The organism is Winogradskya humida, assembly GCF_016862215.1.
Lineage (GTDB): Bacteria > Actinomycetota > Actinomycetes > Mycobacteriales > Micromonosporaceae > Actinoplanes > Actinoplanes humidus.
Genome location: NZ_BOMN01000113.1, coordinates 121,080 through 138,932 on the forward strand (window position 1 = coordinate 121,080; position 17,853 = coordinate 138,932).

Genomic DNA, 17,853 nt, shown 5'->3' on the forward strand with positions numbered 1-17,853 from the left:
ACAGCAGAACCAAGACGATCGCCAGGGCCACGACAAGCGAGCCGGAGACCCTGGGCGATACCGTAGATCCCCCAGGTATGTTCCGACCTGTTCGCGCCAGCTCCAGTAGGGCCGTCACTGGACCAACAGCCAAGCGATGGTGCTTGTCCCCGACCCCACGACAAGAGCGACCAGCCCGGCCTTCCACATCATGCTCTTGCCGCGGTCACTGATCATGTGCGCACCGAAAATGGGGCCGACGCCGAACGCAATCGCACCGCCGAGCAGGCCGCACAACGCGGCCACGATGCCCAAAAACAGCGCCGCGTTCGCGAGTTTGTAGAACAGGTCGGCATCCGGCCCGATGGCGGCCGGGTCCGGGTGGACCTTGCTCCAGTCGAAGCCGCCCGACGGAGCCGGGGTTGGGGTGGGAGTCGGTGCCCGCCGTACCGGCAGGGTGCTGGCCTGCATCGCGATCCACGCCACCACGGGCATCACGACGCACCGTCAGTGCTGACGGTAGGCGCGGGTGCGCACCGGCGCAGGACGTCAGCCGCCAGGTTCAGCAAAGCCCGCCGCGTGGCCTTCGCCAAAAGGCGTGCATCAATCGGTGCGGCGACCGCGAGCATCGGGTCGTACGGGATGGGGTGCACCGCGGCGGCCACACCGGCCGCTTGCCGTAACACCGCCCGAACCTCGCCCGGGGTGCGTGGGGAGGTCGACACCACTACGAGCACCGGCACCGCCGGTGTATGCGGTGTACGGATCCTCTGTTGGTAGGTCAGCAGCCGCAGGGCATGCTGGATGCTGTCCGGGGTTGCCCGAGCCACCAGCAGCGCCACTGACGCGTCGGCCAGCACTCGCCAGACGCCGCGGATCTCGGCCATCATCAGGTCCAGCAGCACCAGCGGATACCACTGCCGCACGACTTCGACGACCGCCATCGCCTCGGCGTGATTCGGCGGGTGCCGGTAGCGAGAGACCTCGACCTCACCGGCCAGAGCCAGCAACCCACTCGGGCCCTTCCGGGTCCACCGCTCGACATCGGCGCGGCTGCGCAGGCGCGGCAGCTCCCGCAAAGCGTCCCAGACGGATCCCGACCCGGCGCCGACCCGTTCGCCAAGCCCTCCCCAAGCCCGCGGGTTGGCGTCGACAGCGACAACCGCTTCGGGAACAGCCAGGGCCAGCAGGCTCCCCAGCGCGGCAACCACCGTGGAGCGGCCGACACCGCCGTCGGCCGAGGACACCGCGAGCAGGCGACGGTGCGGAAGAGCGGCGGCAGCACGCCACACCTGTTCGGCGAGGCCAGCCGGCCCGAACTCGTGCGGCACCGGCCGTGCCCCGACGCCATCTACAACGCCGGAGATCGGGAGTTCACGTAGACGTGCAGGCAAGGGCGGGATGAGCTGTCTCGGAGCAAGGCCCTCGGGCTCGGCAATGATGGCAGGTACGGAGGCTCCAGTCAGCGGCATGTCTGTCCCGAACGGTGGTCGCGACGACCTGCGGGAGATCCGTAACCGCGCGGGCGCGGATCTGCGACTGCAGGCCCCGGCCACGGCTGCGGCCGGATGATCGAGCGACGCGAACGAGCGACCATCGCCGGGAGACTTCGGTGGACGACTTCCGATCCGAGTGGCATATCGGCGCCAGAATCGGCCAGTGGTGAACGGTTCCGAGGTTCTGTCCAGCCGCGGTTGCTCAGGAGGCGAATGCTTGCGATCACCATTCGACAGTGCCGTGGTACCAAAATTTTTGGCAGACGATGGGGGATGATGGGAGGTGATGATAAGTGACGTTATTGGCCTACGTAAATTCATCTCCCACGAGTGCGCCCGGCCGGAGCTCACCTCTTTGCCAGTGAACGGGTTCTGCCCGGCTAAACACTGCCGTGAACGGCCTCAGGCGTGAACGGCGACATCCGACGTAGGAATATCGCGGACGGCTGGCGCCTGGCAGCGAGCCCGTTCGGTCGCTGACGTTCGGGCTGCGTGCGGCAGAAACGCGTCGTCAGCTATTGGGCGCAGGAGGCCCACAAATTCCCATAAGAGTGCATCGGCCCTGCCACCTCATTCAGTGGCAGGGCCCATAGGCGGAACGCTTTTTTTACTTGGGATCGTCAGCGGAGTACGGCCCGCGCCGGGCTTCGATACCGACGATGCGCGCATACCCTTCGACCAGCACGAAAGCGATCACGGCGGCAAACGACAGAGCGACGAGAGTGAAGAGGAAAATAGAGAAGACGCCATGGAAAAGTTTGAGCGCAGTAGGGGTGTCCTCGCCGGGGTCACCAATTCTCGGATCATAGAGATCGATGATCGCTAACGCGCCAGCAACGAGGCACAGGGTGAGGATCACGTGGAAGGTCAGCCGCCGTACCAGGTGGTAGGCCTCAAACGGGATCGGCTTCATCTCAGCAGCCTAAGGCGGCGGCGCGCTGCGGCGATCCGCGCTCGGAGTGACAGTCCGATACCGGGGGCGCGGTGCCGGCCGCGGCGGCGCCTGCGGAACGACCATGGCATGGTCACGGCTGTGCCACCGGTGGCAGCGTGCCGTGGGCGACCGGGCAGCGCACTGCGATGGTGGCGGGCAGGGCGGTGTGCTGGCGCACGCTTACGCTGGGCCGGAAACGGCGATCGTAGCCGGCCGCCAGGGTCAGGTCCGGTAGCCGGCGGGCCAGAACGCTCAGCGCGGTGGTGATTTCGATGCGGGCCAAGGCGGCGCCGACGCAGTAGTGCGCCCCGGCGCCGAAGCCCAGCTGTTGGCTGAGCCGGGCCCTGCCCGGCTGGAACGTCGCGGGCTGGTCGAAGACGCGCGGGTCGTGGTTAGCGGCACCGATCAGGACCAGGCAGCGGGATCCGGCCGGGATCAGGGTGCCGTCGAGGTCGACGTCGGTGGTGGTGATGCGCAGCTGGCCGTCGATGGCGGGGCTGTGGCGCAGGGTTTCCTCGGTGTGCACGGCGGCGTAGTGCTCGTCGACTGCCAGTTGCGCCCATCGGTCGCGGTCGCGCAGCCCGTGCTCGAGGGCGTGCCCGACGGCGGCGGCCGTGCTTTCCCACCCGGCGACAAGCAGGGTGAGGACCAGCGCCGAGGTTTCCGGCAGGGTGAGCCGGTGGTCGTCGCCGTCGCGGTAGGACAGCAGGTCGCCGATCAGACCGTGGGGTTGCCAGTTGCGGTGGATCCCGGCGCGTAGTACGACGAGGTCGCGGCAGAAGTCCCACAGCGCGAGCAGCCCGTTGGCGGCGCTGATCTGGTCGTCGTCGTCGAGCCGGCCGCAGGTGAGGGCCGTGAAATTGTCGGCCCACGCGGCGATGCGGCTCATGTCGTCGGCCGGGATGCCGAGCACGTCCAGCATCACGTAGAGCGGAAACCGGGAGCAGAACAGCTCGACCAGATCGACATCGGGCCAAGGCGTTGCGGCGACCTGGTGGGCAAGATGGTCAGCGAGTTGTTCAGCACGCCGCCGGACCACATCGGCCCAGAGCTGCTCGGCGCGTGTGGATGTGGTGGCGAACACCGCGATCAGTGCGGCCCGGGTACGGGCATGCAGCGGCGGGTCGGCGATCACTGGCGGGGCGTCCAGCTGGGTCAGGGTTTTGGCCGCCCGTGGATGCAGCTGCTGCATCGGCGTCAGGGCGGGGACCGAGAAGCGGCGGGTGTCGGCGAGCACGCTGCGGGCGAGGTCGTGGCCTGCGATCAGCCACAGGTCGAGCTCGTCGTCATAGGCGACGTGCTCACCGCTGTCGAGAAGCCGTCGCCAGACGGCAGCCGGATCGGTGCCGTAGATGTCGCCAAAAGGTTCGAGGTGCATGAGGGTCTCCTGTTAGAGGCCGTGGATCAGACGGATGCGGGTTGGCAACTGCCACGACATGTGTGTCCGTCAGCCGTCGTGGGCGGCCGGTGCGAGGTGGCGGCCGGGGTCCTGCGGGATGCGCAACACCGGGTGCAGCAGCGGCCCGTCAGGCAGGTGATACGGCTCGGCGAGGCGGTAGCCGTATGCGGCGAACAGTCTCAGTTCGTCCTCACTGCCCGCCTCGGCTGCGGCCGCCAACCCAGCGGCGTCGAGGCGGGTGTGCCGGTGATCCAGCAGGGCGTGAAGGCGTAGGTCGCGCCGCTTCTGTCGGTCGACACCGATGTGGGTGAGGTGGTGATGCGCCGCTGCGAGGCGGTGATGGCTGCTGACGTGATCGGCCATCAGCATGTCGAGGCCGAACAGGCCGCAGGTGGCGACCACACGCTTTTCGTAGTCGAGCGGCTCCGGCAGCGCGGTGGTGCGATCCAGCCACACGGCCGCGCCGCTACGGTCAGCGAGCATGTCGACCATGCCGTAGATCAGGGCATGCTCGACCAGGATCGTATACCAGGCGTGCAGGAGCCGGGGCCGTTCCCGCGGGTCGGGCACAACCCATTCGGCTACCGGATCGTCGTGATGGGCTGCCGCGAGTACGCCGGCGATGGTGTCGAGGTCGTTGGTGGTAGCTGAGATGACGGCGGGCAGACTGCCTGACACGTTCATCGAAACGTCCTCCGCAAAGACGGGCGGATATCCGGGATTCCGGGGGGCTCCGACCCGCGCGGCTCTGGACCCGAGCGGGCCGGGACTCCCCCTCCCGATGAAACTGGTGGCAGCCGACCGGCTACGCCATAGATGTCGTGGTGGACTTCGAGGGCGGCTATAAGGTCGGCTTGTGCGTGCTGGCTGGTGTCGGCTTCGCGGTCGGTGACTAGCTGCTGGAGCTAGGGGTCGTAGCTGTAGTCAGGTAGATGTGAACCTTGTCCTCAACGCGAGCGCTGGTCTGACTCAGCGTCAGGGTGAGCGGCAGCTCGGCCGTCGTGTTGCTGCCGACGTCCGAAGCGACCGACCACTCGTAAAGAGCGCCGCCAGCAGGGACAACGCATCTAGACGTGGGACGACGTGCACCGCTCGCATAGGACAGTCCTCTTCTCATCCCGGCGCACCGGGAGCGGTAAATCCGGTGTGTGATCAGCGCAGGCCACGTACGTGCCGGCCGGCCTCGGCCCGTCGGCACGCGACCACCAGATGTCTGTGCAGGATCCGGCGCCGCACATCGACCGGCATGACCCGGGCCAGAAACTCATACGGCGACGTCGAGACAGTCCTGAGAAGCCGTGAAGCGTCGCGATTCCGCAGTCCTGAGTCGGTGAACCGATGTGCTCTCATCACGACTTCGACCCTGCTGGATCACGCGGCGGACATGTAGATGAAGGGGGAGGATAGGGGGTGATGGAAGATGATGCCGGAACAGGTATTGACCCAACGGCGAAAGACCCGTTACACAGCTTGAGCCGGACTTCAATGCCGGTGGTTGACAACTCTGCACGCACACAGGATCACGGGGGTTGGCCGCATGACGGTGGCGACAGCAGCGTTGCTTGAGGCCGACATGGGCGGACGCCTGCCGAGCCCCGTACGTCAAACACTGATCGGCATCGGCGTGCACTGCAACGACACCGTTCTCGCGCTGAACAGCGCCGAGAGCGCGGTCCTGCGCGCTCAGGCCGCCCGCGCCGCATTCGACAGCGGGCCGGCAGCCTTTCCATGGCAGGCACAGGCCATCAACCAGTGGGTGACAGCCGCCGAGGCCTACCGCGATCGCCTGGCTGTCGCTCTCGCCCACTGCGTCGTCCCGTACGCCGTTTTCGTTTCGCGCGTCGCGTCCGACGTCGTGGCGGGCCGCACACCGGCAATGCCAGCCGTGGGCGAAGTCCTGCCTTCCCAGTTGATCGCTGACGGCGCCCGGCTCCTGCCCGTGATCACGTTCCAGGACGAACGCGAAGCAGTAACAGTGCAGAACGCCGAGGTTGCGGCCGTGCGGGTGGATCTGTTCGACATCATCGACGATGAGCGGCGCGCGAACAGCGCGAGCCGCTACGACGACCCGCTGGCGGCTAAGCGGTTAGCGAAGGATTTCCCCGGCGATCTGGCCGAATTCCCCGCAGCACTGCTGACGTACGCATCAACGCTGGCATGGGCGGTCGGCGTCTACACCAAGACCGGCAACCCGGCGGTGGATTGAGCGCGCCTCGAACTGCGGCGCGGGGCCGATGTCCCTCCTTGTTTGGCCCAGCGCCACAGTTTCAACCACATCCTCCGCCCGGGTGGCTACCAGATGAAGTCCGGGTCCTCGCTCAGCGCCAAATCGCTGATGGTGACCTCCAAAGCGTCCGCCAAAAGGTGACGGTTGCGTTCGTCGGCCACCTGGCCCCCGTTCTCCCAGCTGCTTTGCATTCTGACCAGGGACGCAGCTTTGGCGGTGCGACCCTTACGGTTCTTGCCGGCCAGGACCATCCGCCGCGCGAGTTGCTGGTGCGACCAGTCCCGCGCCTTGCGGATCTTGCGGAGCCTGCGACTGAACGGCAACCGCTCCCAACCCTCGGACTGACGCAGTTGCTCCAGCAACGCTTTGAACGACTCTGCGGGATCAGTGGGATTCTGTTCCGCCGCCGAGCCAGCCTCATCCATTCTCCTGTGACCTTCCCCGCTCACCGCATGCATCTGGCCACGACAGTGCCCCGCTTTGCCACCCGTGGTGCATTCGGCTTGCACGGTCCTCCTCAGGACCTGAGTAGACACTGCGTTTCTCCCCGTTTCATTTCTGTGCGGCCCGGATGCTGGATTACCGATCGACGACTTGAGCCTCAAGCAGGACAACGTCTTCCGTCCCGCGGCGCAGCACCTGGTCGAGCCGCAGCCAACCGGTGCGCTGCCCACCCGTTCCGACGCATGCGCCGTCTGCCCCAGGTTTGGCATGCCAGCCGCGTCGGTGACTGTCATCAAGGTCACATGCAAGCATGTCTATCGCACAGGCTGTAACCGAGAGTGTTCGTCCTCATTTCTTGCCTGTAGTCGACGAAGACCTGGCCACAACGTGCCGCTGACCCCGACGCTCCAGCTGGGCCCCGTCTTCTCAACCCCATGTCGCACGAAGCCCTCCTTTGGCCTGACTATCTGCTGACCTGTAACGGCTGAACATCGCTGTTTACACGGATCTGGCACATGACGCCGTCAACCAGCGAGCAAAGCTTGCACCCTCAGAAGATCAATGACCAGACACAACGAGTACCCACAGTGGCGGCATGCATGCAGCTACGAGACCTGAAGTCACAGAGAGTGTCGGCTTATTTTACTTTCCGCAAGCATGCGCTCGCTGCCATCCTCGTTAAGGGGATCTTGTTCCAACATCGACACTGCTAAATTCGACGCTTCTCATGGACTAGGACGACAGCGAGACGCCACAAGGCACGGCTTCTCCCGGGGGACGCGTTGACGCCTGAAACCGAACTGCCCGCCACCCAGTCGCCGACCACTGACCTCAGCGAGCAGCTGGCACAGCTGACCCGGTCATGGCGCGAACGCCTCGAACCACCAGCCCAGTCGACGCGACCCCACACGCGACGCCGCACCGACATCGTCACCCAGCAACAGTTCGCGAACATGATCGGCTACACCGTTGGCTGGTACCGCGAACTCGAACTCGGAAAACGAGCCGCATACAGCGACCACTTCCTCGAAAGCGTCGCCACCGCTTACCACCTGAACGACGGCGAAAAGACCCTGTTCTACTGGCTCGCTGCCGGCCACGAACCACCCGCGCCATCGGACCCTACCGACGTCAGCCCCACCGACACCCTGCAGCTCATCGTGAATGAGCAACCGTGGCCAGCCTTTGTCTATACCGAGGCGTGGGACCTCGTCTCAATCAACCGGCACATGCGCACCTGGTTCCCGTGGGCCCGCCCCGGCGCCAACGTTATGCACTGGATCTTCACCGCCGAGGAGGCCCGCACCCACCTGTACCGATGGAAGGAAGACTGGGCACCTGTGATGATCTCCAGATGCGCCTGGCCCTCGCCCGGTCCCCCGAAAATGAGCGGGTCATCGAGCTGATCACCACGATCATCCGTGCCAACCCGGAGGCCCGCAGGCTGTGGCACATCCCGGACTCACAGGTATCGGCCGCCATCCCGAAACGCTCGATGAACCTGCCGCACCACAAGGGAATTACGCCTATCGAGATCGTCGCCTTCGACGTCCTCGCGCCGCCACACGGCCGGATGGCGATCCTCGTGCCATCACCCTCGCACCCTTCCAGCGCAGCCACCGCCTAACCGAGAGCCGACGGCGCTGCGGCCCCAGGGGCGTTTAGGCCGGGACTGTTGCTCCGTTCCTGGCCGACGTGGTTCTGAGCGCGAGTAGCGGTCCCGTTATCCACTCCATCCGCTTCAGCAGGTGATCAGGAACTGCCTCCAGCTCGTATCCGCCGATGTCAGGCGTCGCCAGAACGTCGCACACCTATACGTGTGACCCTCGAAAGCATCGGGGTGACGGGTGACGGATCGTCCGATGTTTGCCGGACAACAGCCATCGCGCGCCCAGCTCACGTGTACGCGCGCGTACGCACGCGAAGCCGACAACCGGGAAATCGGGGTCGACCTGTCACCCGTCACCCACCCGGCCCCGCGAGCGCGGCAGTCTGAAGCCCCGACGACTGCATCACCCCAGTCATTCCCCATCCGGTACGTCCTCGCCAGCCGCAAATAGCCGAATGCCGCGATAGAACCGGCGGCCCTTCGTGCCCCGTCCGTCTTCGACCCGGAACCGGTCTCGTAACTCCTGCGTCAGCCGCTTCGCCGACACTGGCCGCTCACCAGCCTGCTCGCACCAGCCTTCGTACGCCGCACGCAAGACCGTTGTATCGGTGCGCACCTGATCCCCGTCGTCGGCCAGGCGGCACTGCTCGTCGACGAACTGGCCCACTGTGTCCTGGTCCTTGGCGTACCGCTCTGTCGCCGACAGTACCGCCGCCGGCTCACGCAACCCGTCGCGCTGGTACGCGGCCGCACCCCGCACGATCCACGCCAGTACGGCACCCGCGTCCTCGGCAAGGATCTCGCCCAGCCGCCGATTCTGCCGGCCCAGCGGCACGACCCTGGTAAATGGCAACACCCTGATCCGTCGCCAGAACGCCGGCCCACCCGTACGCGCGACCGGCAGGTGATTACCCATCAACCACAACGTGTGCGACGGAGAAAACGAAAACCAATCCCGGCGCATGAACCGGGCGTTGATCGAGTCCCGGCCAGTGAGCTGTTTGACCTTCGCTTCACCGAACCGCTGCCCATCCTCCAACTCCGCGCACACCACCAGCCGCGCACCGGCCAGCTGAGCCAGCTCGGCCGGATGCTCCTGGTGCGTACGCACCATCAGCATCTCCGAAGACCCCGCCATCGCGTACCCCGAATCCCCGCGGCCCAACGCGTGCATCACCGTCTCCAGCAACGTCGACTTCCCGTTCGCGCCCGGCCCGACGCTGAACGGCAAGATCTGCTCCAGCACGGACCCAATCACCGACACCCCAAGCAGCCGCTGCACGTACACCGCTATGTCACGGTCATCACCGAAGGTGTCGGCGAGAAAGCCCTCGAAAGCTGCTGAGCGGCGCTCGAAGTCCGGCGCCACCGTCGTCGAGCGGGTATGCAGCCGAGCCGGATCGGAAGCCATCACCCTGCCAGTACGCAGATCGACGATTCCGCCCGGGGTGTTCAGCTCGTACGGCCGGGCGTCCAGCTCCGCCAGTGCCACACTGATCGCCGCGTCCGAACGGGCAAGCCGGGCGACCCCAGACACCCCAGATGCGGACAGCACGTGGGACCGGAATCGACGCCAACCACCCGCGGTCGGCAACTGCCGGGCAAGCGCCCGCACGAACTCCCGGTGCCGCTCGGCCTCGTCCCACGCCCACCGATACCCGTTCCAGATCAGCCATCGGCCACGCTGCGGGCAATACCTCAGCTCATGCCCGTGATGGGCTACCAGTGAGCGAGCCAGTCCGTCCTCCGTTGGCCCCCACGCGGCGACCGACGGCAGCGACTCGTTGCCAATCCGCGCCGTGCTCTGCCCAACCTCCGCGGCGGCGCTGTCCTCGGCATCCGGCACCCATCGACCAACGTCAGGCGCTCCACGTTCGTGGGACTGACTACCGAAACCTGCGGCCCGCAAGGCACTCGCGGCTGCCGCATGATCACCGCCATGATCCAAAACCGCGTATGCGTGGAACTTCGTGATCGGAACCTCGGCCTCGAACGGCGTGCTCGTCGAGAACACGAACAGCCGTTCCCGGTCCGCGGCGCGGCCTGTCGTCGCGGAAATCCCAGCAGGCTTGCCCGGCCGCCGCCAGGCCCGCATCCGACCAGAGGCATAGACCAGCGCCCACCCAGCCGGCCCGAGGATATCGGACCAGTCGGTGCGCAGTTCGTAGTCCTCGCCCGGGGCCACCTCCCCATCGGCCACCGCACTTCGCGCGCCCGGCCGACCTCCCGCCCGATCTGGTGCCACTGCCGGCGTCGGCAGCGCGTCAAACGACCGCACGACCGCCAGCAGCGCTTCGCGCTCCTCCGCCGCAATGGCGGGAATCCGGTCCGGCGTCGCTCCCCGCATGGCCATCCACGGCAGTCGAGTCTCATGGACGGTTCCGTGCGAGGGCGCGACGATCGTGTACCCGCCCTCGCCGCGGGTCTCCGCCAGAGTCTTGATCTTGTCCGTCGGATCGGCGGCGAGTTCCTCCTCGGTGGCGGGACGGCGGGCAAGTTTGAGGTTGCCGCTGACGGGCGCCTCACGCAGGCGGTAGATGAGGTGGACGCCACCGGACGGCGTCCGTTCCGCATACCCGTCGACGGCGATCTGCTGCCACAGTTCGCTCAGCCCCGCCGCATGGACCGACTCGACGAGGCGCTGGCCCATCCCTTCCGCGACGGCCCGGCCCTCTAACTCAAGCATTTCCAGACCGCCGGAGACAGCACCGCACAGGACGGCTAGCCCTGGAGGGTTGCCCGTGAACCAGCGCCGGACCTGCTCCCGATCGGGACGTACTTTCTGGAAACGTCGCCACGCCACCAGCGGGGCCTTGCTCCCGTCGGCACGGACCGGAATGACAGCGCAGCCAGCGTCGTGCCAGGCAAGCGCAGCGGTCAACATATTCGACTCGGAACTCACTCCTCCCCCACCGTGAACCGAACGTCGTCTGCCAACCGGAGTCTCAGACAGCGATTACTTCTCCCTGCCACACCCGCGCATCGGAGACGGCTCTGAGTCGAGCTGGCGAGCTGTACCGCAAAGACCTCTGGCCCCGCGTGACTTCGGAAGAGTCGCACGAACGCCACATTGCCTCCCGCGCCCTTCACTGCTCGTTGGGGACTATTCATCGGCGCCGTCCACCCTCTCGGAACCTGACCGCCGGTCCGCTCCCTCGACGGTGTACTGCTGCAGAACTTTCTCGACCTGCGCCGCAGTGAACTTCCGTTGACGGGCCATATAGACGTGGCCGACCTCCCCGGCTCGGCATCTGTCAGCCAGCCACCGATACGAGACACCGTCCATCGCGGAGACCTGACCGACGGTGTAATACAGCGTATGGCCTGAAACCATCCCGCTCGCAGGTCTACTTTGCCAATCTGGCATAGACGACGGCTCCTTGAAGTAGAAGTAGCATCGCGCATGTCTGCCGGTTCGCCCGCCCACTCCATGCCGAAACAACTCATGCCAAGGAAAGCCGAAAGACCACATGAGACGTCTGACGGCGTGAGAGGGAACTGACGTGCAGATTGACGACGTCGCCAGTCTCGTCAAGCACATGCTGCGCAGGGAGATGATGGGGGGCGATAGAGGGTGATGGCCTCCATGCCTGTTCGACGGGCTCGCGCAAAACGGCTCCGGCCCTTTACTGGCACGAGATGTCAGGTCTCTTGAACATCAGGAGTGTCCGCCCCTGCGGCCGAGTCCTCGTTCCCTGACGAACGGAGATACCTCCTGTCCCGCCAGGCGCCTGGCACGCAGTGACTGACTGCAACCGCGTCATGCCTCTCGCCCGTGATGGGCAGAGCCCCCGAGAGCCAACCAGGGCTGATCACCTGGATTACCTATTCGTCAGCCGTCTTCGTCTGCAGCGGAACTGAGGACAGCGCCCGCCACTCACCTAAGCCAGGGTCGTCGCAGCCAACTGTCATAGCCATGGCGAACGTCATCCCCCCTCGCCCCCCATCGCCTTCCGCAATTCAGCCGTCAGATCCGACTATGGACGAGCTATACGCCCAAAATTGACTTGGCTTGCTCTCCCGCTGCCACCGCTGACCATCAAGCGCGCGGAACTGCTTTTTACGGTCAAAACAGGCTACTCCTGCTGCGTTGACGGACGGTTCTCATGTTCGGATATCAGCTCGTGGTCCAGTCAGCTGGGCATCTCGCGGTGGGCAGCTTGCGAGGAGACGGATTTATGCATCAGCACGAGCCAGACCGGATGCTCCACCCATCACCCATCACCCATCACCCATCACCCATCACCCATCACCCATCACCCATCACCCATCACCACATCACCACATCACCACATGCCGCAACGGCCCAGTGTGCCGCCGCTGCCGATACCTGACGTGTCTCCATCCAATTACATCCGCCCCGCGCACTATTCCGTCACGGCCGTCGACGGCAACGGCCGCATCGCGGTCACTTCACCGTTGCGGGCGCTCGGCTGGCCACCTGGGACCCTCCTCGCGTTCAGTCTTGGAACCGACCGGGTAATCGCCGTGACTCGCGTCGAGGAACCGGCAGAGATCGAGGACACCGCGCCCCGCAGGGAAGTCACGCCGCGCGGATTCGTCAACCTGCCCGTCATCATCCGTCGCCGTGCAGGCGTCATCAGTGGCGACCGGCTTTTAGTCGCTGCGAACGCCGAAGCCGGTGTACTGCTGATACTGACGCCCACGGCCGTCGCCATGATGCTGCACCGCTACACCAACGACCAGGGTCGCCAGCCATGACAGCCCCAGATGAAGGTGTAACCGACCAGACCGCCGGCAACATCGCCTTGATCACCGCCCTGATGGCGCAGCTCAACATCGCCGTCGACCAGCTCCCCCGCACCGCCGTACCCCTGCCCGCCGGCCGAACCATTCCCGTCTTCGACGAGTACATCCCGCAGGCCGCCGCAGCGGTCAGCGCAGGAACACGCCGCGCCTACGCCACCTACTGGCGGCGGATTCGGCAGAAGTGGGGGCAGCATCGCCTCGACGAACCCACACCGTTGGAGATCAAACAATTCGCCGAAGAGGTTCGCGAAGGCGCTGTCGTCCGCCGCAACAACCGCGGCGGAGCCAGCGCCGCTGAGCACCTCATCGCAGCGTTCCGCTGCATCTACCAATACGCCGTCGGCGACCGCCTCATCGACGCGGGCGACAACCCCGCGACCCGTGTCGACAAGCCACACCGTCAACCAAGTCTGCGTCATGCGCTGCCCGAACACGCCCTCTGCGCGATTGTCACCGTTGCCGGCGAAACCGGCAACGACCCGGAGCTCGACCTGCTGATCCTGCGCCTGCACATCGAGACCGCCTGCCGCCGCGGCGGAGCGCTCGCCATCAACCGTAAGGACCTCGATCCCGACCACTGCCTGGTCTTACTTCACGAGAAGGGCCAGACCAAACGCTGGCAGCCGATCTCCCCGACGCTGGCTGCGGCGCTCATCGCCCACAACGACGAACGCTCCGACGGCCAATTGCTGCGCTACCGTGGCGGCCGCCCCGTCGGCCGCCGCCGCTACGACTACCTGTGGCAGCGCATCGGCAAATATCTACCCTGGGTTGCGGTCCAGCAGATCACCATCCACTGGATACGCCACACCACCTCACCTGGGTCGATCGCAACATCTCCGGAGCCGTCGCCCACGCCTACGCCGGCCATCGCGACGCCAGCGGTGACGACACGACCGCGACGTACCTGAAAGCCACCCTTCAAGAAGTCGCCTACGCACTTCAGTCACTGACCGGCGAACCGCATCCTCTTGCTGCCGCGGATCCCATGGCGGCGATGTTCACCGCCAGGCCTCTGGCGTGGTTCACCGGCGGAATTCAGCTGCAGGTCGAGACGGACGCGGAACCACCGCAGCGCCGGTGACCGCAATCACGCCGCGAGCGATGTCCCAGCTCCTACCGCTGCAGATCCATACAAGTAAGGCCCAGCGGGATCCGCTGGGCCTTACTTGTATGGATCAAAATTACTCGCCACGGGCACATCTGGATAACATGTGCGCATGAACACCCATGCTGAGCATGGATGCTACGGATTTGTGTCCGGAGGGGGACTTGAACCCCCACGTCCGATAAAGGACACTAGCACCTCAAGCTAGCGCGTCTGCCATTCCGCCACCCGGACAGGGCTTGTGTAGCGTAGCAAAGTTCGGGACCGGGGTTTAATCCCGCTCCCGGCGCCCTGCGGTGCCGCACAGGAGAGAACTTTACACGGCCATGGCGCCGGGGTGAAATCGCCCCACCCCGGCGGGCCGGGGTGGGGCTTGGGCACCACCTGAGCAGGGGTTCTGTTGACGTGGGTGGCCTCGGTGGGGGTGGCTCGCTGCGGGCGGGGTCGGCGGGCGTGGGGGCGGGTGGGATCGGGTTGGGGGCGGTGTTCTGGGGTGGGAGGGGTTGGGGTTCGGAATACTGCAAGTACGGTCGGGGGTCTTTTCGTTACTTGATGTTATTGATTTCTCGGAGCAGGGGGCTGGCCTCGTGGTTTAGGTATTTGTCGACGTGGGGGGTGGTTGGCTGGTTAGGTGATGGGGTCGGGGCGTACTAGCATCGCTTGGCCAGAAATTGCTGCTGTTGCACGACGACCGATTGGTGTAACTGAATGCACCCGAATGGTGAATCGCCGGCTGGGCGGGCTCGGGCGAGTGTGCCTGGGGCTTCCGGGCGTGAGGGTCGGCCGGCTGGTGGGCGGGCTAGCGTCGGGGGTGATGCCTCTCGTGGGTCTGCTTCTGTGGGGCCTCGGCCTGCGGGGGCGGCCTCTGTGAATCCGCGGCCTGCGGGGTCGGCTTCTGTAGGGCCCAGGCCTGCGGGCTCGGCGTCCGTGGGGCCACGGCCTGCCGGGGCGGCCTCTGTGAATCCGCGGCCTGCCGGGTCGGCGTCTGTCGGTGGTGCTGCTGTGCCTGGAAGGGCTTCGGTGAGCCCGGGACGGGCTTCCGTGGGTGCCGCTGCAGTCGGTGGGCGCGCGGTGGTGGCACGGCCAGGCGAGGGCGGCACCGGCCAGGGCGGCGGTCAGGGTGGCGGCAGAGGCGGGGGCGGTAAAGGCAAGCTCGGTGGGGTTTCCACTGGGGACAGCAAGGCTGCGAAGAAGCGTCGGCGGCGGGCGAATGTGCTTACGTCGGCTGCGGCGATTCTGCTGATTCTGGTCGGTGGCGGCACCGTCGCGGGGACGTACTTCTTCGATGACGTCGAGTTGCCGGCGCCGAAGACCGAGGACCAGTCGAACGTCGTCATGTTCTCCAACGGTGCGGAGCTCGCGCGGTTGGGTGAGCAGAACCGGACCGTGGTCGCGCAGACGCAGATCAATCCGGTCGTGCAGCACGCGGTGGCGGCGGCTGAGGACAAGAACTTCTATCACCACAACGGTATTGATATGAAGGGCATTCTGCGGGCCGCGTGGAACAACTTCACCGGTGGTGACAAGCAGGGTGCTTCGACGATCACTCAGCAGTACGCACGGCACGCTGCGGATCTCAAGGACATCAGTTACAACCGGAAATTGCGTGAGGCTGTTATTGCGCGCAAGCTCGAGTCGACGTACAGCAAAGACCAGATTATGGGTTTTTATCTGAACTACGTCTATCTGGGGCGCGGCTATAACGGTATCGAGGCGGCGGCCAAGGGGTATTTCGGTAAGTCCGTGGTGACGCCGGAGGGGCAGAAGGGCGCGGTCACGCCGTATGAAGCGGCGGTGCTGGCGTCGATCATCAAGCAGCCTGAGCCGTCGGCGACACACCTGGGGTATGACCCGGCGAAGAATCCCGTTGATGCCAAGGACCGCTGGGAATACACCATGAAGAACATGGTGGAGATGAACTGGATCTCGCCGGAGGTGTATGCGGCCCGGAAGTATCCGGTGGTGAAGGCGCCGAGCTCGAACGTCTGCAAGACGTGCAAGGAGGACTCGGCGACCGGCATCATTTTGCGCCACGTGTACGCGGAGCTGGCGGAGATGGGTATCTCGCCGACCGAGTTCCAGCGGGGCGGGCTGCAGGTGACGACGACGATCGACCCGAAGGTGCAGGCGGCTGCGGAGAAGGCCGGGTCGCGGAAGAGCAAGACGTCGCCGATGCACGATCTGCCGAAGACGTATCAGGCCGCGGTGATCGGTATCGATCCGAAGACCGGGCGGGTGCTCGGTTATTACGGTGGCGACAATCCGCAGGGCACTGACTACGGCAGTTATCTCAACGGTACGGGGACCGGGCTCAGTGGTGCTGGTCAGTCACCGGGGTCGACGTTCAAGATTTACACGCTCGCGGCGGGGCTGCGGGAGGGTATCTCGTTCGATACGACGTGGAACGGCAAGCTGGAACGTAACGGCGGCGGGAAGATCAGCAACGCCGGCGCCGAGGACGATGCCGTCTGTCAGAACGGTGGCGGCATCGAGCGGTGCAAGCTGGAAGAGGCGACGATCCAGTCGTACAACTTCCCGTTCTACTGGATCGCCGACGGGATCGGTGCCAGCAAGGTCGTTCAGGCCGCCAAGGATGCCGGGGTACGGCATCTGGTGAACAACGACGGCAAGATCATCGACTTGAATAACACCGACGTGGAGACGTGGAAGAAGAACTTCTCCGAGGAAGTGGCGTTCGGGCAGTTCCGCGTGCTGCCGCTGGAGCACGCCGAGGGTGTCGCCACGATCGTCAATCAGGGCGAGCGGCACGAGGCGCATTTCATCAAGTCCGTGAAGAAGATGGACGAGACCACCGGCAAGTTCGTGAACTACAAGAGCGAGCTGGGTAAGGGCAAACAGGTCTTCGACAAGGCACAGATGTCCGACCTCGAGGGCGTCATGGCGAAGATCCCCGACCACGCGAAGAACGTGCTGAAGGACGGCCGCCAGTCGATCGCGAAGTCCGGCACCTGGGAGTACCAGGACCCGAGTGGTAAGTCGAGCAAGAACGGCAGTGGTGACACCTGGTTTGTGGGTGGCATTCCTCAGCTCGCGGCGACCGTCTGGGTCGGTGGCGCCGGAAACCGTCTCGCGTTGAAAGAGGCGAACGGCACGTCGGACATGTTCGGCTCCGGGACGCCCGCGCAGATCTGGGAGGACTTCATCGAGGCCGTCACCGATGCTCTGAATATGCAGAAGGAGGAATTCCCCGCGCGGCAGCAGACCGGGGATCCGAACAGCACGTTCGCCAACGGTAAGGCTGCCCCTCCCCCGCCGGTCGAGCCGACCGAGGAGCCGCAGCAGGAGCAGGACCAGCAGGACAACCAGGACCAGAACCAGGACGACAACGCCGGTGACAACGACGACGGCGACCAGGATCAGGACCAGGACGGCGACCAGGACCCGGATCAGGATGACGATGATCAGGACCAGGACGACAACGACGACGGCAACAATCAGCCCGGTACGCAGGCGCCGACTACGAGCCCGACAACGACGGCGCCCAATTAACTGAACAAGCGGTGCCCTCGTCGCGGCGAGGGCACCGCTGCAGCGATCTTGAGCTGCGGTTTACGTGGCGGAGACAATGAGGTCTTCCGTTACGCCCAGCATGTCGCTGACCGCTTCGACCTCCGCAAAGACCTGACCGATGTGGTCTTCGAGGGCGCCGAGCGCTTCCGCCGTCTCGCGGCGGGCCTCGGTCAGGCGTCGCTGCTCAATCCGTTCGAGGAACAGCAGCGGAATGGTCAGGAACACAGTGGTGCCGGGATTCGCCAGGACTGAGGAGACGTGGTGAAGACGGGTTTGCCGTCGAGCTGTTCGACACTGCAGACGGCGGTGGAGCGGTCGAGGCCACCGTGGGTGTAGATAAGGAACGGATCCGGCAA

At 65.4% G+C, this 17,853-nt stretch carries 14 protein-coding genes and 1 tRNA gene; 6 read left to right on the plus strand and 9 right to left on the minus strand.

What is annotated here, in order from left to right; genetic code table 11:
* Positions 1 to 114: 114 nt before the first annotated feature.
* From Ahu01nite_RS39525 to Ahu01nite_RS39545, 5 genes are all read right to left on the minus strand, one after another.
* Positions 115 to 474 carry a hypothetical protein gene (locus Ahu01nite_RS39525; protein ID WP_239159496.1) on the minus strand — a complete coding sequence of 120 codons (360 nt, stop codon included), beginning with the start codon at positions 472 to 474 and terminating at the stop codon, positions 115 to 117.
* Positions 474 to 1,310, minus strand: coding sequence for a MinD/ParA family ATP-binding protein (locus Ahu01nite_RS39530; RefSeq protein WP_203841874.1), 837 nt, complete (start codon positions 1,308 to 1,310; stop codon positions 474 to 476). The genes Ahu01nite_RS39525 and Ahu01nite_RS39530 overlap by 1 nt, the downstream gene beginning before the upstream one ends.
* Before the next feature lie 772 nt (positions 1,311 to 2,082).
* On the minus strand, positions 2,083 to 2,388 hold the full coding sequence (locus tag Ahu01nite_RS39535; protein ID WP_203841875.1) for a hypothetical protein: 306 nt from the start codon (positions 2,386 to 2,388) through the stop codon (positions 2,083 to 2,085).
* Between the two features lie 112 nt (positions 2,389 to 2,500).
* Positions 2,501 to 3,787, minus strand: a complete 1,287-nt coding sequence (locus Ahu01nite_RS39540; RefSeq protein ID WP_203841876.1) for a cytochrome P450 — start codon at positions 3,785 to 3,787, stop codon at positions 2,501 to 2,503.
* Between the two features lie 69 nt (positions 3,788 to 3,856).
* On the minus strand, positions 3,857 to 4,492 hold the full coding sequence (locus Ahu01nite_RS39545) for an N-acetyltransferase (protein ID WP_203841877.1): 636 nt from the start codon (positions 4,490 to 4,492) through the stop codon (positions 3,857 to 3,859).
* A gap of 853 nt (positions 4,493 to 5,345) precedes the next feature.
* Between Ahu01nite_RS39545 and Ahu01nite_RS39550 the strand changes: the two genes are divergently transcribed.
* Positions 5,346 to 6,014 (plus strand): hypothetical protein, encoded by a 669-nt coding sequence (locus Ahu01nite_RS39550; protein ID WP_203841878.1) that lies wholly within the window; start codon positions 5,346 to 5,348, stop codon positions 6,012 to 6,014.
* Positions 6,015 to 6,100: 86 nt separating this feature from the next.
* Here the strand turns inward: Ahu01nite_RS39550 and Ahu01nite_RS39555 are convergent, their stop codons facing one another.
* On the minus strand, positions 6,101 to 6,460 hold the full coding sequence (locus tag Ahu01nite_RS39555) for a helix-turn-helix domain-containing protein (protein ID WP_203841879.1): 360 nt from the start codon (positions 6,458 to 6,460) through the stop codon (positions 6,101 to 6,103).
* Between the two features lie 801 nt (positions 6,461 to 7,261).
* Between Ahu01nite_RS39555 and Ahu01nite_RS39560 the strand changes: the two genes are divergently transcribed.
* The gene (locus Ahu01nite_RS39560; RefSeq protein WP_203841880.1) at positions 7,262 to 7,885 is read left to right on the plus strand and encodes an MmyB family transcriptional regulator; all 624 of its coding nucleotides are present in this window, start codon (positions 7,262 to 7,264) and stop codon (positions 7,883 to 7,885) included.
* On the plus strand, positions 7,834 to 8,106 hold the full coding sequence (locus tag Ahu01nite_RS39565) for a hypothetical protein (protein WP_203841881.1): 273 nt from the start codon (positions 7,834 to 7,836) through the stop codon (positions 8,104 to 8,106). The genes Ahu01nite_RS39560 and Ahu01nite_RS39565 overlap by 52 nt, the downstream gene beginning before the upstream one ends.
* A 394-nt stretch (positions 8,107 to 8,500) precedes the next feature.
* Here the strand turns inward: Ahu01nite_RS39565 and Ahu01nite_RS39570 are convergent, their stop codons facing one another.
* Entirely contained in the window at positions 8,501 to 10,990 is a 2,490-nt protein-coding gene (locus Ahu01nite_RS39570; protein ID WP_203841882.1) for a phage/plasmid primase, P4 family, read from the minus strand.
* Between the two features lie 1,391 nt (positions 10,991 to 12,381).
* Here Ahu01nite_RS39570 and Ahu01nite_RS39575 point away from each other — a divergent pair.
* Together Ahu01nite_RS39575 and Ahu01nite_RS39580 are read left to right on the plus strand one after the other, a co-directional pair.
* Positions 12,382 to 12,810, plus strand: a complete 429-nt coding sequence (locus Ahu01nite_RS39575) for a hypothetical protein (protein ID WP_203841883.1) — start codon at positions 12,382 to 12,384, stop codon at positions 12,808 to 12,810.
* Positions 12,807 to 13,769, plus strand: coding sequence for a tyrosine-type recombinase/integrase (locus tag Ahu01nite_RS39580; RefSeq protein ID WP_203841884.1), 963 nt, complete (start codon positions 12,807 to 12,809; stop codon positions 13,767 to 13,769). The genes Ahu01nite_RS39575 and Ahu01nite_RS39580 overlap by 4 nt, the downstream gene beginning before the upstream one ends.
* A gap of 346 nt (positions 13,770 to 14,115) precedes the next feature.
* On the opposite strand, the gene Ahu01nite_RS39585 is transcribed toward Ahu01nite_RS39580, so the two are convergent.
* Positions 14,116 to 14,200, minus strand: a tRNA-Leu gene (locus tag Ahu01nite_RS39585).
* Positions 14,201 to 15,178: 978 nt separating this feature from the next.
* Between Ahu01nite_RS39585 and Ahu01nite_RS39590 the strand changes: the two genes are divergently transcribed.
* Positions 15,179 to 17,476 carry a transglycosylase domain-containing protein gene (locus Ahu01nite_RS39590; protein WP_239159497.1) on the plus strand — a complete coding sequence of 766 codons (2,298 nt, stop codon included), beginning with the start codon at positions 15,179 to 15,181 and terminating at the stop codon, positions 17,474 to 17,476.
* Positions 17,477 to 17,536: 60 nt separating this feature from the next.
* On the opposite strand, the gene Ahu01nite_RS39595 is transcribed toward Ahu01nite_RS39590, so the two are convergent.
* Positions 17,537 to 17,722, minus strand: a complete 186-nt coding sequence (locus tag Ahu01nite_RS39595) for a hypothetical protein (RefSeq protein ID WP_203841886.1) — start codon at positions 17,720 to 17,722, stop codon at positions 17,537 to 17,539.
* Positions 17,723 to 17,853: the final 131 nt, after the last annotated feature.

Bases quoted from the DNA above. Each gene is read 5' to 3' on its own strand.
- Ahu01nite_RS39550 (WP_203841878.1), top strand. From the start codon at position 5,346: ATGACGGTGGCGACAGCAGCGTTGCTTGAGGCCGACATGGGCGGACGC.
- Ahu01nite_RS39540 (WP_203841876.1), bottom strand. From the start codon at position 3,787: ATGCACCTCGAACCTTTTGGCGACATCTACGGCACCGATCCGGCTGCC.
- Ahu01nite_RS39575 (WP_203841883.1), top strand. From the start codon at position 12,382: ATGCCGCAACGGCCCAGTGTGCCGCCGCTGCCGATACCTGACGTGTCT.
- Ahu01nite_RS39555 (WP_203841879.1), bottom strand. From the start codon at position 6,460: ATGGATGAGGCTGGCTCGGCGGCGGAACAGAATCCCACTGATCCCGCA.
- Ahu01nite_RS39565 (WP_203841881.1), top strand. From the start codon at position 7,834: ATGCGCCTGGCCCTCGCCCGGTCCCCCGAAAATGAGCGGGTCATCGAG.
- Ahu01nite_RS39535 (WP_203841875.1), bottom strand. From the start codon at position 2,388: ATGAAGCCGATCCCGTTTGAGGCCTACCACCTGGTACGGCGGCTGACC.
- Ahu01nite_RS39545 (WP_203841877.1), bottom strand. From the start codon at position 4,492: ATGAACGTGTCAGGCAGTCTGCCCGCCGTCATCTCAGCTACCACCAAC.
- Ahu01nite_RS39580 (WP_203841884.1), top strand. From the start codon at position 12,807: ATGACAGCCCCAGATGAAGGTGTAACCGACCAGACCGCCGGCAACATC.
- Ahu01nite_RS39525 (WP_239159496.1), bottom strand. From the start codon at position 474: ATGCCCGTGGTGGCGTGGATCGCGATGCAGGCCAGCACCCTGCCGGTA.